16 protein-coding genes are annotated in these 13,766 nt (G+C 72.8%); all 16 read right to left on the reverse strand.

The genetic code is table 11. The annotated features are described in order from the left end of the window. Nucleotides 1–74 precede the first annotated feature (74 nt). The 16 genes from J4G33_RS01510 to J4G33_RS01585 all read right to left on the reverse strand — a co-directional run bounded on the left by J4G33_RS01510 (nucleotide 75) and on the right by J4G33_RS01585 (nucleotide 13,765). The gene (locus tag J4G33_RS01510) at nucleotides 75–623 is read right to left on the reverse strand and encodes an adenine phosphoribosyltransferase (RefSeq protein WP_208054127.1); all 549 of its coding nucleotides are present in this window, start codon (nucleotides 621–623) and stop codon (nucleotides 75–77) included. Continuing rightward, nucleotides 620–1,735, reverse strand: coding sequence for a protein translocase subunit SecF (secF, locus tag J4G33_RS01515; RefSeq protein WP_208054128.1), 1,116 nt, complete (start codon nucleotides 1,733–1,735; stop codon nucleotides 620–622). Before secF ends, J4G33_RS01510 begins: the two co-directional genes overlap by 4 nt. Continuing rightward, entirely contained in the window at nucleotides 1,735–3,618 is a 1,884-nt protein-coding gene (gene secD, locus J4G33_RS01520) for a protein translocase subunit SecD (RefSeq protein ID WP_208054632.1), read from the reverse strand. Before secD ends, secF begins: the two co-directional genes overlap by 1 nt. Nucleotides 3,619–3,748: 130 nt before the next feature. Continuing rightward, nucleotides 3,749–4,213: a preprotein translocase subunit YajC gene (yajC, locus tag J4G33_RS01525; RefSeq protein WP_208054129.1), complete on the reverse strand. Its 465-nt coding sequence runs from the start codon at nucleotides 4,211–4,213 to the stop codon at nucleotides 3,749–3,751. Between the two features lie 118 nt (nucleotides 4,214–4,331). Next, entirely contained in the window at nucleotides 4,332–5,417 is a 1,086-nt protein-coding gene (gene ruvB, locus J4G33_RS01530; RefSeq protein WP_208054130.1) for a Holliday junction branch migration DNA helicase RuvB, read from the reverse strand. Then, nucleotides 5,362–5,985: a Holliday junction branch migration protein RuvA gene (gene ruvA / locus J4G33_RS01535; RefSeq protein WP_208054131.1), complete on the reverse strand. Its 624-nt coding sequence runs from the start codon at nucleotides 5,983–5,985 to the stop codon at nucleotides 5,362–5,364. The genes ruvB and ruvA overlap by 56 nt, the downstream gene beginning before the upstream one ends. Nucleotides 5,986–6,070: 85 nt before the next feature. Then, nucleotides 6,071–6,655, reverse strand: a complete 585-nt coding sequence (gene ruvC, locus J4G33_RS01540) for a crossover junction endodeoxyribonuclease RuvC (RefSeq protein ID WP_208054132.1) — start codon at nucleotides 6,653–6,655, stop codon at nucleotides 6,071–6,073. 54 nt (nucleotides 6,656–6,709) lie between these two features. Then, nucleotides 6,710–7,468 (reverse strand): YebC/PmpR family DNA-binding transcriptional regulator, encoded by a 759-nt coding sequence (locus tag J4G33_RS01545; protein WP_208054133.1) that lies wholly within the window; start codon nucleotides 7,466–7,468, stop codon nucleotides 6,710–6,712. 12 nt (nucleotides 7,469–7,480) lie between these two features. Next, nucleotides 7,481–8,104: a pyridoxal 5'-phosphate synthase glutaminase subunit PdxT gene (gene pdxT, locus J4G33_RS01550; protein ID WP_208054134.1), complete on the reverse strand. Its 624-nt coding sequence runs from the start codon at nucleotides 8,102–8,104 to the stop codon at nucleotides 7,481–7,483. A gap of 19 nt (nucleotides 8,105–8,123) precedes the next feature. Next, nucleotides 8,124–8,660, reverse strand: a complete 537-nt coding sequence (locus tag J4G33_RS01555; RefSeq protein ID WP_307793652.1) for an NUDIX hydrolase — start codon at nucleotides 8,658–8,660, stop codon at nucleotides 8,124–8,126. A gap of 38 nt (nucleotides 8,661–8,698) precedes the next feature. Next, nucleotides 8,699–9,601, reverse strand: coding sequence for a pyridoxal 5'-phosphate synthase lyase subunit PdxS (gene pdxS / locus J4G33_RS01560; RefSeq protein WP_208054135.1), 903 nt, complete (start codon nucleotides 9,599–9,601; stop codon nucleotides 8,699–8,701). A 148-nt stretch (nucleotides 9,602–9,749) separates the two neighbouring features. After that, the gene (locus tag J4G33_RS01565; RefSeq protein ID WP_208054136.1) at nucleotides 9,750–10,373 is read right to left on the reverse strand and encodes a hypothetical protein; all 624 of its coding nucleotides are present in this window, start codon (nucleotides 10,371–10,373) and stop codon (nucleotides 9,750–9,752) included. After that, entirely contained in the window at nucleotides 10,370–11,584 is a 1,215-nt protein-coding gene (locus J4G33_RS01570) for a glycosyltransferase family 4 protein (protein WP_372434937.1), read from the reverse strand. Before J4G33_RS01570 ends, J4G33_RS01565 begins: the two co-directional genes overlap by 4 nt. Then, a complete protein-coding gene (locus J4G33_RS01575) occupies nucleotides 11,581–12,576 on the reverse strand; it encodes a phosphatidylinositol mannoside acyltransferase (RefSeq protein WP_307793653.1) in 996 nt (331 codons plus the stop codon). Before J4G33_RS01575 ends, J4G33_RS01570 begins: the two co-directional genes overlap by 4 nt. Further along, nucleotides 12,573–13,184 carry a phosphatidylinositol phosphate synthase gene (pgsA, locus tag J4G33_RS01580; protein WP_208054137.1) on the reverse strand — a complete coding sequence of 204 codons (612 nt, stop codon included), beginning with the start codon at nucleotides 13,182–13,184 and terminating at the stop codon, nucleotides 12,573–12,575. Before pgsA ends, J4G33_RS01575 begins: the two co-directional genes overlap by 4 nt. Beyond that, nucleotides 13,178–13,765, reverse strand: coding sequence for an HIT family protein (locus J4G33_RS01585; protein WP_208054138.1), 588 nt, complete (start codon nucleotides 13,763–13,765; stop codon nucleotides 13,178–13,180). The genes pgsA and J4G33_RS01585 overlap by 7 nt, the downstream gene beginning before the upstream one ends. Between the last annotated feature and the right edge of the window lies 1 nt (nucleotide 13,766).

The raw sequence follows: 13,766 nt of genomic DNA on the forward strand, positions 1-13,766 counted from the left end.
AAGTCTAGGTCGCTCGACGGGATGCCGCGGACCATGCCGCGACAGGGGTGCGTGTGGCCGGCCGGCGCCGCGGCTCAGTAGCTGAGGAGCACGTCGAGCTCCCGGCCTGCGAGCCGAGCCCTCCCGCCGAGGGCCGTGAGCTCCATGAGGAAGGCGAGCCCCACCACGACGCCGCCGGCCGACTCGAGGAGCTCCACCGTCGCGGCCGCCGTACCTCCGGTGGCCAGCACGTCGTCGACGACGAGGATGCGCGAGCCGTCGGGGATGGTGTCAGGGTGCACCTCGAGCACGGCGCTGCCGTACTCGAGGTCGTAGGCGCCGCTCAGTGTCGCCCGAGGCAGCTTGCCCTCCTTGCGTACCGGGACGAAGCCGGCCCCGAGCCCGACGGCGACCGGGGCACCGAGGATGAACCCGCGCGCCTCCATGCCGACCACGAGGTCGATCGGGGTGTCGGCCCGCTCGACGAGGTGCTCGACGGTGAGGGCGAATGCCTGGGCGTCAGCCAGCAACGGCGTGATGTCCTTGAAGGTCACCCCGGGCTGGGGGTAGTCGGGCACGTCGTGCACCAGCGCGGCCAACCGGTCGTGCAGGTCCCCGGGCACCGAGGACAGCTCGCGGCTCACGACGTGCGTCCCGGTGGGCGTCCCTGCTTGCGACGGCGAGGCTGGGCGCGCGCGCCCAGGTGCTGCCCCGGGACCAGGGCCCCGACGCGCACGGGGGGCGCGCCCGCGGCGACGTCACCCTCGGTGACCCCGGCAGCGGCCCTGCGCTCGGCGAGCCGCGCGCGGGTGTGCTCGGCGACCCGCGGCTCCTTCTCGCGCAGCCACACGAGCAACGGGGTGGCGAGGAAGATCGAGGAGAAGGTCCCCGCGATGATGCCGACGAACAGGGCCAGGGCGATGTCCCTGAGCGTGCCCGCCCCGAGCAGGAAGGCGCCGATGAAGAGGATCGCCCCCACCGGGAGCACCGCGACGATCGAGGTGTTGATCGACCGCACGAGGGTCTGGTTGATGGCCAGGTTGGCCATCTCCGCGTAGGTGTACCGGCGTTGGTCGAGGGTGTGCTCGACGTTCTCCCGGACCTTGTCGAAGACCACGACGGTGTCGTAGAGCGAGTACCCGAGGATCGTGAGGAACCCGATGACCGTGGCCGGGGTCACCTCCCACCCGACGGCGGCGTAGAGACCGACGGTGATCACGAGGTCGTGCAGCAGCGCGACCACCGCGGCGGCGGCCATCCGCCAGTCGCGGAAGTACACGGTCATGACCACCGAGACCAGGGCGAGGAAGATCACCAGGCCGCGGAGGGCCTTCTCGGTGACGTCCTGGCCCCAGATCGGGCCGATGAACGTCGAGGTCACCTGGTTGCTCTCGAGCTCGTAGGCCGAGGCGAGGGCGGCCGAGAGCTGCTGGGTCTCGACGTCGGTGAGCTGCGAGGTCTGCACGCGGACCATGTCGTCGCCGACGGTCGACACCCGCGGGGTCTCGGCGTCACCGATCGAGGCGACCGCGTCGATCGCCGGCTGCTCCTCGCTGTCGGCGACCCCCGAGAGCATGAACTCCGAACCTCCGCGGAACTCGATGCCCGGGTTGAGTCCACGGACCCCCAGGAGCACCGCGGAGATGAGCAGCACAGCACCGGCGAGCATGAACCAGCGCCGCTTGGTGCCGACGATCTCGTACGACCGTCGACCCGTGTAGAGGTCGTTGCCCCACTGGGACATGCGGGTGGCCATCAGGCGTCCTTCCCGTCGTCGCGCCGGTCGGCATCGCCCTCGGGCTCGACCGACGGCTGTGCTGCGCGGCGTTCCGCCGCGCGGCGCTCCGCGATCGTCATCCGCGGACCACCGGAGCTCACGGGCACCGTGACCGGGGTCTGCTCCGACCGCTCCCCCTCGCGGAGGCCGGGGGCGGCAGCAGGTGACGTCCCTCGACCACCACGCTGCGACGGGTCGGTGACACGGCCGCGGCCCGCGTAGCGGACGCCGCTCCGCAAGGCGCTCGCGTCGAGGCCCGAGAGACGGTGCCCCTCGGCGAAGAACCGGGTCCGTGCGATCAGCTTCATCACCGGGTGGGTGAACATGAAGACCACGAGGAGGTCGATCACGGTCGTGAGGCCGAGGGTGAAGGCGAACCCACGAACACCGCCGACAGCCAGGAAGTACAGGACCACGGCAGCCAGGAGGCTCACCGCGTCCGAGATGAGGATGGTCCGCCGCGCTCGTCTCCAGGCCTCGTCGACGGCCGCACGCAGGCTGCGCCCGTCGCGGAGCTCGTCCCTGATGCGCTCGAAGTAGACGATGAAGGAGTCAGCCGTGATGCCGATGGCGACGATGAGCCCGGCGACGCCGGGAAGGCTCAAACGGTAGCCCTGGGCCCAGGAGAGGAAGGTGATGAGCCCGTAGGCGAACAGCCCCGCGATGACGAGCGAGCTGATCGTCACGAGGCCGAGGGCGCGGTACTGGACGAGCGAGTAGACGCCGACGAGGATCAGACCGATCAACCCCGCGAGCAGACCTCGCTGGAGCTGCTCGGCCCCGAGCGTCGCGGAGATCTGCTGCTCGGACTGCACGACGAAGGTCAGCGGCAGCGCGCCGAAGTTGAGCTGGCGAGCCAAGGTGCCCGCTGACTCACGGGTGAAGCTGCCGGTGATCTCCGCGTTGCCGTCGATGATGATCGAGTTGACCTGGGGCGCGGAGATCACCAGGCCGTCGAGGACCATGGCGAACTGGTTGCGTGGGGACTCGAGGCTCAGCAGCCGCGTCGTGACGTCGCGGAACTTCCGGGTTCCCTCGCCGTCGAAGTCGATCGTCGTGGCCCACTCGGTGGTCTGGATGCCCTGGGCGTTGACCCGCAGGCCCGAGCTCGCGCTCGCGACGTCCTGGCCCTCGACCTCGACCGGCCCGAGCACGTACTTGGCGGAGCCGTCGGCCCCGCACGCGACGACGGGCTCGTCGGGCTCACCCACCAGCTCGGCCCCACCGGTGAGGTTGGCCGGGTCGGTGCAGTCCAGGGCGCCGAGCTCCTCGAGCACGGCGTCGGTGACCCATGCGAAGTCGCTCGGATCCGTCGGCTCGACGGCAGACCCTTCGGCATCGCCCTCGGGCGAGCTCTCGGTGGCCTCGTCCTGCGTGGCCTCGTCCTGCACGGCCTCGTCCTGCACGGCCTCGTCCTGCGAGGCGCCCTCCTCGTCGGTGGCACCGGCGTCGGCGGACTCGTCGGTGGCTGCTGCCTCCTCGTCGGAGGCACTCTCGGCGTCCTCAGCGACCTCGTCGGGGGTAGGTGCGGTCACGACGATCACCGGGCGGAAGAGCATCTGAGCGGACTCGCGGACCAGGTCGAGGGTGTCCTGGGTGGGCTCGCCCGGCAGTCCGACAACGATGTTGGTGCCGCCCTGGCTCGAGATCTCCGCCTCGGCCACGCCCGAGGCGTCGACGCGCTGGCGGATGATCTCGATCGACTGCTCGATCGTCTCCTCCGTCACCCGCTCGTCGTTCTCCGAGACCGGGGTCAGGATGATCTGTGTCCCGCCCTCGAGGTCGAGGGCGAGGTCTGGGGTCATCGAGGCGTCGGACCAGTGGGTCCCGGCCAGGAGACCGCCGAACAGCGCGCTGACCATGACGGCGAGGACCACGAGGGTCCGCGCAGGGCGTTCACGGCGGGCAGGTGCCACGTCTTCGTCTTCTCTCGTTCCCGCCCGGCACGCGACCGGACGTCAGCACGCCGGGGCCTGGGGCCCCGGGGGGTGCTCAGCGGAGGGGCTTGTCGTCCTCGTCACGGGGCGAGGTGAGGCTCGAGGCGTCGTCCGGGACCTCGAGCACGGGCTCGTCCCGGTCCGCGGACGTCTCGTCCTCGGACAGGTCCTCGTCGTCGTACTCGTCGTCCTCGTACTCGTCCTCGCCGAGCTCGTCGTCCTCGTACTCGTCGTCGTCCAGCTCGTCGTCCTCGTCGAGCTCGTCGTCCACGGGGGGCTCGACGAGCTTGGCGATCGCGGGACGCAGCCAGCGCGTGGTGATGCCCTCGCCGACCTCGAGGGTCACGACGTCGTCCTCGACCGCGACGATCGTGCCGAAGAGGCCGGACCCGGTCATGACCTCCTGCCCCGGGGCGAGGTTCGCCCGGAAGTCCGCGGCGGCCTTCTGCTGCTTGCGGCTGCGGCTCGTCATGAGCCACATCGCGCCGAGGAAGAGGGCAAGGATGAGCACGAGTTCCATGGGGTCTTCTCACGTCCTGTGTCGGGTGCAACGGCCCGCAGTCTAGGTGACGGGCACTCCCCGCCCTAACGACCCCACGCCGCAACAGGTTCCGTGCGGCTGAGCCCGAGAGCCTTGGTCAGCCGAAGAGCGTGCCGCCGACCTCGGGCGGGACGAGCCCGAGGTGGTCCCACGCGCGCGCAGTCGCGACACGACCCCGAGGCGTCCGGCCGATGAGACCCTCACGGACGAGGAAGGGCTCGGCGACGGTCTCGACGGTCTCGGGCTCCTCCCCCACGGCCACGGCCAGCGTGGTCAGGCCGACCGGGCCGCCACCGAACCGGGTGCACAGGGCGGTGAGCACCGAGCGGTCGAGGCGGTCCAGGCCGAGGGAGTCGACCTCGTAGACGGCGAGGGCGCTGCGCGCCGCGGCGAGGTCGAGGGTGCCGTCGGAGCGCACCTGCGCCCAGTCGCGGACACGGCGCAGCAGACGGTTGGCGATGCGCGGTGTCCCTCGTGAGCGACTGGCGATCTCCCCCCCGGCGTCGGCGTGCAGGTCCACCTCGAGGAGCCCGGCCGACCGGCTGAGCACCTGCTCGAGCTCCCCGTCGTCGTAGAAGTCGAGGTGGCCCGTGAACCCGAACCGGTCCCGCAGCGGGGCCGGGAGCAACCCGGCCCGGGTGGTCGCGCCGACGACGGTGAAGGGCGGCAGGGCGAGGCCGATGGCGTTGGCCCCCGCGCCCTTGCCGACGACGACGTCGACCCGGAAGTCCTCCATCGCGACGTACAGGAGCTCCTCGGCCGGGCGGGCGAGGCGGTGGATCTCGTCGATGAAGAGGACCTCGCCCTCCTCGAGGGAGGACAGCACCGCGGCCAGGTCACCCGCGTGCTGGATGGCCGGACCCGAGGTCACGCGGACCGACGTGCCGAGCTCCGCGCCGATGATCATCGCCAGCGTGGTCTTGCCGAGCCCGGGCGGACCCGACAGCAGCACGTGGTCCGGGGTGCCACCCCGCCCGAGCGCGGCGTGCAGCACGAGCTCGAGCTGCTCGCGAACCACCCGCTGACCGACGAACTCGGCGAGCCGGCGCGGGCGCAGAGCCGCCTCGGCGGCACGCTCGAGGTCCTCGGCCCCGGGGGCGACGACCCGCTCGGTCGCGGTGTCCTCCTCAGCCACGGCCACCTCCGAGCACCCGGAGCGCTCCACGGAGGACCGCAGCCACATCAGCCGCCTCGACGGCACCGGCATCGGCGGGCACGACCGTCGCCACGGCGTCCTCGGCCGCCCGCTGGTTCCACCCCAGGCCCACCAGCGCCTCGACGACCTCACCTCGCCGGTCGGCCTCCTCGAGGGCGGCGCGGGAGCCCGAGCCGTCGGCGGCCACGTCCCCCGGACGGCCGAGCCGGTCGGCGAGCTCGAGCACGATGCGCTGGGCGCCCTTGCGCCCGATGCCCGGGACGCGCTGGAGGGCCGCGAGGTCCTCGTCGGCCACGGCACGGCGCAGACCGTCCGGGGTGTGCACCGCGAGCATCGCGAGGGCGAGGCGCGGGCCCACGCCGCTCACCGTCTGCAGCGTCTCGAAGACGTCGCGCTCGTCGGCGTCGGCGAAGCCGAAGAGCGTCAGCGAGTCCTCCCGCACCACGAGGGAGGTCGCGAGCGTGCCCTCGTGCCCCAGGCGCAGGCCCGCGAGGGTGGCCGGGGTCGCGTGCGCCAGCAGCCCGACTCCCCCGACCTCGAGCACCGCCGCGTCCAGACGCAGTCCGACCACCTGGCCGCGCAGGCTCGCGATCACGTTCCGCTCCTCATGCCGACCCGAACAGGTGTACGAGCGATCACGCTAGCACCCGTCCGCACACCCACGGCACGCCGCGCGGGGCTCACCGGGCCCCGCCGCGGGCCGCGGCCTCGGCCTGGGCCCACGCCCGCTGGGCAGCGGTCGCGCCCGGGACCGCACCCGCGGCGCTCGAGGCGGCGGTGCGCCCGGCGGCACCCCCGGGACGCCACAGGTGGCAGATCCCCAGGGCCAGGGCATCGGCGGCGTCGGCCGGCTGGGGCAGCTCGGCCAGCCCGAGGATGCGCGCCACCATCTGCTGCACCTGGGCCTTGGGGGCACGGCCCGTCCCGGTGACCGCGGCCTTGACCTCGCTCGGGGTGTGCAGGGTGACCGGGAGCCCGCGGCGGGCCGCCGCGACCATCACCACCCCCGAGACCTGGGCCGTGCCCATCACGGTCCGCAGGTTGTGCTGGGCGAAGACGCGCTCGAGGGCCACGCCGTCGGGCCGGTGCTCGTCCAGCCAGCGCTCGACCTCGATCTCGATGTGGTGCAGACGTGTCGCGACCTCGGCGTCCACCGCCGACCGCGCGACCCCGACGTCGACCAGCACGACCTTGCGTCCCGGGCGGGACTCGACCACGCCGAGACCGCAGCGGGTCAGACCCGGGTCCACTCCGAGGATGCGCACGCGGTCAGTCTGGCACCGTCCCCGGTCCCGACCGGGACCGGCGTCGGGGTGTCGTCAGTCGTCCTCGAGCTCGGCCATGACCTCGTCCGAGGCGTCGAAGTTGGCGAAGATCTCCTGGACGTCGTCGCTCTCCTCGAGGGCGTCGATGAGGCGCAGGATCTTCCGGGCACCTTCGGCGTCGACCTCGACCTGCATCGCGGGGACGAAAGGGGTCTCGGCCGAGTCGTAGTCGATCCCCGCCGCCTGCAGCGCGGTACGGACGGCGACGACGTCGGTGGCCTCGCTCATGACCTCGAAGGACTCGCCCAGGTCGTTGACCTCCTCCGCACCGGCGTCCAGGACGGCCGCCAGGACGTCGTCCTCGCCCAGCCCCTCGGCCTTGGGCACGATCACCACGCCGCGCCGGGAGAACAGGTAGGAGACCGAACCGGGGTCGGCGAGGGAGCCACCGTTCCGCGAGAAGGCGACGCGGACGTCCGAGGCGGCACGGTTCTTGTTGTCGGTCAGGCACTCGACGAGCACCGCGATGCCGCCGGGTCCGTAGCCCTCGTACATGATCGTCTGGTAGTCGGCGCCCCCGGCCTCCTGGCCCGAGCCCCGCTTGACCGCACGGTCGATGTTGTCGTTGGGGACCGAGGACTTCTTGGCCTTCTGGACCGCGTCGAAGAGCGTCGGGTTGCCAGCCATGTCACCGCCACCGGTGCGGGCCGCGACCTCGATGTTCTTGATCAGCTTGGCGAAGAGCTTGCCTCGCTTGGCGTCGATGGCAGCCTTCTTGTGCTTCGTGGTGGCCCACTTGGAGTGACCGGACATGCGTTGAACCCCTCAACCGCGATCGGCGACGATCTGGACGAACATGCGGTGCAGGCGAAGGTCACCCGAGATCTCCGGGTGGAACGACGTGGCCAGCACGTCCCGCTCACGCACCGCGACGATCCTACCGGCGGCCGGACCGGACCCGACCGTGGCCAGCACCTGGACACCGGGGCCGACCTCCTCGACCCAGGGCGCCCGGATGAAGACCGCGTGCACGGGCAGGTCGCCGTCGGGCAGTCCCGCCACCTCGAGGTCGGTCTCGAAGGAGTCGACCTGGCGGCCGAAGGCGTTCCGTCGGACGGTCACGTCCAGGCCGCCCAGGGTCTGCTGACCCTCGACCCCGCCCTCGAGACGGTCGGCGAGCAGGATCATCCCTGCGCAGGACCCGTAGACCGGGAGCCCGGCGCGGATCGCGGCCCGGATCGGGTCCCGCAGCTCGAAGATCCCGAGGAGCTTGTCGATGGTCGTGGACTCCCCGCCGGGGATCACGAGGCCGTCGACGGCCTCCACCTCGCGCTCCCGGCGGACCAGGACCCCGCGGGCCCCGCAGGTGTCGAGGGCTGCGACGTGCTCACGGACGTCACCCTGGAGGGCGAGGACGCCGATCGCCGGTGGGGTGGTCGGTGCTGTCACGAGGGGCGAGTCTAGGTGCTCAGCGCACCCGCCTCTGCTCGACGAGCTGGCGCACGGCGCCGTCCCACCCGGCGAGGAGATCCGTGGCGAGGGAGACGAGCTCGGAGGGGAAGATCTCCAGCCCGCTCCGCCCGAGGTCCTCGAGGTGCCACCAGCGCGCCTCGTCCATGAAGCTGCGCTCGACCGCGGTCCAGCCCTCGTGGCTCAGCGCACCAGGCCGGGCCACCCGTGCCACGAAGAAGAGCTCGTGCTGGCGGACAGCCTGACGGAGGAAGTCGAAGACGGCTGTCCGCTCGGCCACGGGGCCGAGGAGCCCCGCGGGGTCCAGGTGCAGGCCGGTCTCCTCACGCACCTCGCGGACGGCCGCCTGCCGGGGGCTCTCCCCCGGGTCGATGCCACCCCCGACGGTGAACCACCAGGTGCGCTCGGGCTGGTCCTGGTCGTGGCCCCGGACGAGCAGGACGCGGTCCTCCTCGTCGAAGAGCAGGACCCGGGCGCCACGGCGGAAGGGCATCCCGTCCTCGCCCGGGACCCAGTCGGGCCCGAGCTGCTGCACCGGAGCTCGGCCCGGGCCTTCGCCCGGACCGGTCGCCGTCACCAGCCGCGCTCGGCCAGACGGTGCGGCTCGGGCACGTCCTCGACGTTGATCCCGACCATCGCCTCACCCAGACCGCGCGAGACCTTGGCGACCACGTCGGCGTCGTCGTAGAACGTCGTGGCCTTGACGATGGCCGAGGCCCGCTCGGCCGGGTTGCCCGACTTGAAGATGCCCGAGCCGACGAAGACGCCCTCGGCCCCGAGCTGCATCATCATCGCGGCGTCCGACGGCGTCGCGATGCCGCCCGCGGTGAACAGCACCACCGGGAGCTTGCCCGTGCGCGCGACCTCGACGACCAGGTCGTACGGTGCCTGCAGCTCCTTCGCGGCGACGAAGAGCTCGTCCTCGGGCAGCGAGCCGAGGCGGCGGATCTCGTCGCGCAGGGTGCGCATGTGGGTGGTCGCGTTCGACACGTCGCCCGTGCCGGCCTCGCCCTTCGACCGGATCATGGCCGCGCCCTCGGTGATCCGACGCAGGGCCTCGCCCAGGTTGGTCGCACCGCAGACGAAGGGCACCGTGAAGGCCCACTTGTCGATGTGGTGGGTGTAGTCGGCCGGGGTCAGCACCTCGGACTCGTCGACGTAGTCCACGCCGAGGGACTGCAGCACCTGCGCCTCGACGAAGTGCCCGATGCGGGCCTTGGCCATGACGGGGATCGAGACGGCCTCGATGATGCCGTCGATCAGGTCGGGGTCGCTCATGCGCGCCACGCCGCCCTGGGCCCGGATGTCCGCGGGGACCCGCTCGAGGGCCATGACGGCCACAGCCCCGGCGTCCTCGGCGATCTTCGCCTGGTCGGCCGTGACGACGTCCATGATGACGCCGCCCTTGAGCATCTCGGCCATGCCGCGCTTGACCTTGGCGGTGCCGGTGATGTTCTCGGTGCTCTCGGTGCCCACGTCGGTCCTTGCTGCTCGGGGTCAGGGTGCTGGTGTCACGCCGTGCTCGTGCCGCGGTGTGCTGGCGCAGCGGTGTGCTGATGCGACGATGCGCGGCTCGCCCGGCGACCTGCCCATCCTAGACCGCGGGCTCGGCCCGCCCGACGCCTCAGGCCTGGTGGCCGGGACGACGCAGCGCCTCGGGCCAGGTGTCGTCGATCTCGACGGTCTCCGGCATCGGGGCGCGCCCCGCGAGGCGGACCGCCCGGACGAGGGCCTTGCGCCGCAGGCGCTGGGCCTGGGCGACCGCTTCGTTGTGGAACCGGCGCGAGAGCTCGACCCGGTACCAGGCCGCCGCCAGGGCCTCGAGCAGCTCGCTGCCGGGGGACGCCGCGGCGATCTCGGCGACGTCCTCGGCGTCGGCCAGGACGGTGCGCAGCGTGCGCGAGAGGTCCGACTCCGCCAGGTCGCGCGGGACCGAGTCCCGTGCCGGCGGCGCGGCTCCGTCCGCGACGGCCTGGGCGGTGGTGGGGTCCACACCGAGGTCGAGGCCCGCCTCGAGGGCCGACCACGCGGTCTCCCCGACCAGCACCGAGCTGACCGGGTCCAGGCAGGCGCTCGCGGCGAGCTCGGCCGCCACCGAGGCACGGCGCACGAGCTGGTTCTCCAGGGTGGCTCGCGTGGCGGCGACCTTGCGGTGCAGGCGATCGAGCCGGTTGGCCGCGGCCCACAGCCACCAGGCCAGGAGGAGCACGACCGCCACGACCAGGACCGCGACCTCGGACCAGGTCATGACCGCCTCCCGCTGGCCCAGGTGCCGAGCCGAGCGGCAGCACCCCGGCGCGACCTCGGGTCCTCGTGGACGCGCTCGCGCGGCGAGGCCCCGGCGAGGGCCATCTCGTAGACGGTCAGGACCTGATGGGTCACGGTGGACCAGTCGTACCGGCGCACCACGGCCGAGGCGTGCTCGGTGATCCGTCCTCGCAGCTCGGGGTCAGCGAGCACCGCGTTGATCGTGCGGGCGAGGTCCGCGCTGTCCCCGGTGCGGAAGAGGACGCCTGCCGCGCCCTCGTCGAGGACCCGGCGGAAGGCGCCGAGGTCGCTCGCGACGACGGTCGCCCCCGCGCTCATGGCCTCCACCAGGACGATCCCGAAGCTCTCGCCGCCCGTCTGAGGGCCCACGTACACGTCGACCGACCGGAGCAGGGCAGCCTTCTCCTCGTCGCTGATCCCGCCCAGGAACTCGACCGAGCTCGCGGCCTCGCCGAGGGCGTCACGGGCCTCGGCCGCGCCGGTCTCCCCGCGCCCGGCGACGAGGAACCGCGCCCCAGGGTGCTCGGCGAGCACCGCGCGCACCGCACCCACCAGGACGGGCAGGCCCTTGCGGGACTCGTCGAGGCGACCGAGGAAGGCGACGGTCGGCGCCTCGGGGGTCCCGCGCCACCGCTCGTCGGGCACGGCCCGCGCGAACTGGTCGACGTACACGCCGTTGGGGATCACCACCGCGTCCCCGCCCATGTGCTCGACGAGGGTGCGGCGCGCATCCTCCGAGACCGCGATCCTGGCCGAGATCTTCTCCAGGCTCTGGCGCACGATCGGGTACGCCATCTGCAGGGGTCGCGAGCGGATGAGCGCGGTGTGGAAGGTCGCGACGATCGGCCCGGAGGCGATCCACAGGGCGAGCATCCCGAGGCTCGGTGTGACCGGCTCGTGCAGGTGGAGGATGTCGAAGTCGCCGTCGGCGAGCCACCGGCGGACCCGCGTCGCGCTCAACGGGCCGAAGGTCATCCGCGCGACCGCCCCGTTGTAGCGCACCGGGACCGCGCGGCCGGCGGCGGTCATGTAGTCGGGGATCGGGGTCTCGTCGTCGGCCGGGGCCAGGACGGACACCGTGTGCCCGAGCTCCTGGAGGGCCTCGGCCAGGTCCCTGACGTGGAACTGGACCCCTCCCGGCACGTCGAAGGAGTACGGGCACACCAGCCCGATGCGCAGCGGCTCGGTCATCGCTGCCTCGCGAGTCGGTCGGGGTCCAGGTCGGCCACGAAGACCTTCTGCAGCATGTGCCAGTGCGTCGGGTCCTCGGCGATGTCGCGCGAGAGGGCCGCGACCCACTGCTCGGTGAGCCGCGCGACCTGGACCGACCGCGCCACCCCCGCCTCGGGACGGATCGGGGGATGGAAGCGGATGACGATGCCCCACCGTGCCCCGGCCGCGCGCCGTCGCGCTCCCCGCAGCCGCTCGTGCCGGATCGTGGTGGGGACCAGCAGAGACCCGGTGCTCGCGGACAGGGCCGCCGGACCGGCCGCGACCCGGGCGGTCTCCCCCAGGAGCTCGACCTCGATGCCCCGCGAGGTGAGGTCGCGGTCGGCGAGCAGCGGGACGAGGGCACCCCCGGCCCGCACCGCGCGGACGAGGTCCCGGAACACCTCACGACCTGCGTCGAGCGGGATGATCGTCAGGCCGATGCCCTCGCGCAGCCTCACGAACTCCTCGAAGACCTCGGCGGGCTCGAGACGCTCGGCCACCGTGGTGACCGGGGCGAGGTGGACCGTGGCCCACGCTCCGGCGAGGTCCCAGTTGCCCTGGTGCGCCAGGGCGAGGACGACCGACCGTCCGGCGTCGGTCTCGGCACGGACCGGTTCGGCGCCCTCGGCACGGACCCGCGCCGAGACCTGCTCCGGCGTGAGGCGGCCCAGGGTGAAGGCCTCGCCGTAGTAGCGCAGGTAGGTCCGCATGCCGGCCCGACCGAGCCGTCTCAGCTCGGCGCCGTCGGCCTCGGGACGCGCCCGGGCCAGGTTGCGCTCGAGCCTGCGCACTCCCTCGGTCCGGCGCAGCCAGGTCACCTCGGCCGCGACGTGCATCACCCCACGGACGAGGTCCTCGGGCAGGCGCCCGGCCAGGTGCCATCCCGCCAGCAGGAGGCGCGCCGGGTCGAGCATGCTGCGCAGCGCGTCCACCGCGGTCCGGACCCGGCGTGTCTCCCCCCTCTCGCTCACGGCACCGCCCGCATGATCTGACGGCGCACGGTGGCCATCCGCTGCACCACCGTGACCAGGCTCGCGACGGCGAGCAGGCCGAGGACGACCGTGAGCACCGCGGTCGGTGCACCGAGCCCCACGACCCCCGTCGCGACCAGGACGGCCGCCAGCCGGTCGGCGCGCTCGGCGATGCCGACGTTCGCGGTGAGCCCGAGGCCCTCGGCCCGGGCCCGGGCGTAGGGCACGATCGACCCGAGGACCAGGCAGGCCAGGGCGAGTCCGGCGATGAGCGGCGCCTCGCCCCGTCCGGCGAAGTAGAGGACGAGCCCGCTGAAGATCGCGGCGTCGCCGAAACGGTCGAGGGTCGAGTCGAGGAACGCCCCCCACGGACCGGCACGTCCGGAGCGGCGAGCCATCGCCCCGTCCAGCAGGTCGCTCAGCACGAAGACCGTGATCACCAGGGTGCCGGCCAGGAGGTGCCCCTGCGGGTAGAGCAGGAGGGCCGCGAGCACAACGCCCAGGGTGCCGACCACGGTCACGACGTCGGGGGACAGACCCGCACGCAGCAGGGCCCCGGCCACCGGGTCCAGGGCGCGGCCGACGACGCCGCGCAGCCGGCTCAGCACGTCTCCTCCGGGAGACTGACCGCCGCGGCGTCGGGCCAGGCCGCGGCGAGCCGTGCCCGCGTGTCACCGAGGAGCTCGGGCAGGGCCTTGGTCCGTCCGATGATCGGCAGGAAGTTCGCGTCCCCACCCCACCGGGGCACCACGTGCTGGTGCAGGTGCGCGGCCATCCCCGCCCCGGCCACCGCGCCCTGGTTGAGCCCGATGTTGAAGCCGTGCGGTGCGGAGATCGCGCGGAGCACCCTCATCGCGGTGCGGGTGAGCGCAGCGATCTCGTGCGTCTCGGCGAGGTCCAGGTCGGTGTAGTCGGCGACGTGGCGGTAGGGCAGCACCATGAGGTGTCCCGGGTTGTACGGGTAGAGGTTGAGCACCGCGAAGGCGCGCTCCCCGCGTGCCACGACCAGCCCGTCCTCGTCGCGCCGGTCCTGGGCGCGGCAGAAGGGGCACTCCCCCGCGCCGTCGTCGGCAGGCTTGTCCTCGCCGGTGATGTAGGCCAGGCGGTGCGGGGTCCACAGCCGTTCGAAGCCGTCCGGGGTGCCGGGCAGCGACGCAGGGTCCTCGGGGCCGCCGTCGTGCTCGTCCATG

Source organism: Actinotalea soli, assembly GCF_017565425.1.
Classification (GTDB): Bacteria; Actinomycetota; Actinomycetes; order Actinomycetales; family Cellulomonadaceae; genus Actinotalea; species Actinotalea soli.

Coding starts and splice junctions, on each gene's coding strand:
- J4G33_RS01585 (WP_208054138.1), bottom strand. CDS start 13,765: ATGGACGAGCACGACGGCGGCCCCGAGGACCCTGCGTCGCTGCCCGGC.
- yajC (WP_208054129.1), bottom strand. CDS start 4,213: ATGGAACTCGTGCTCATCCTTGCCCTCTTCCTCGGCGCGATGTGGCTC.
- ruvB (WP_208054130.1), bottom strand. CDS start 5,417: ATGTGGCTGCGGTCCTCCGTGGAGCGCTCCGGGTGCTCGGAGGTGGCC.
- J4G33_RS01545 (WP_208054133.1), bottom strand. CDS start 7,468: ATGTCCGGTCACTCCAAGTGGGCCACCACGAAGCACAAGAAGGCTGCC.
- J4G33_RS01565 (WP_208054136.1), bottom strand. CDS start 10,373: ATGACCTGGTCCGAGGTCGCGGTCCTGGTCGTGGCGGTCGTGCTCCTC.
- secF (WP_208054128.1), bottom strand. CDS start 1,735: ATGGCCACCCGCATGTCCCAGTGGGGCAACGACCTCTACACGGGTCGA.
- secD (WP_208054632.1), bottom strand. CDS start 3,618: ATGGTCAGCGCGCTGTTCGGCGGTCTCCTGGCCGGGACCCACTGGTCC.
- J4G33_RS01570 (WP_372434937.1), bottom strand. CDS start 11,584: ATGACCGAGCCGCTGCGCATCGGGCTGGTGTGCCCGTACTCCTTCGAC.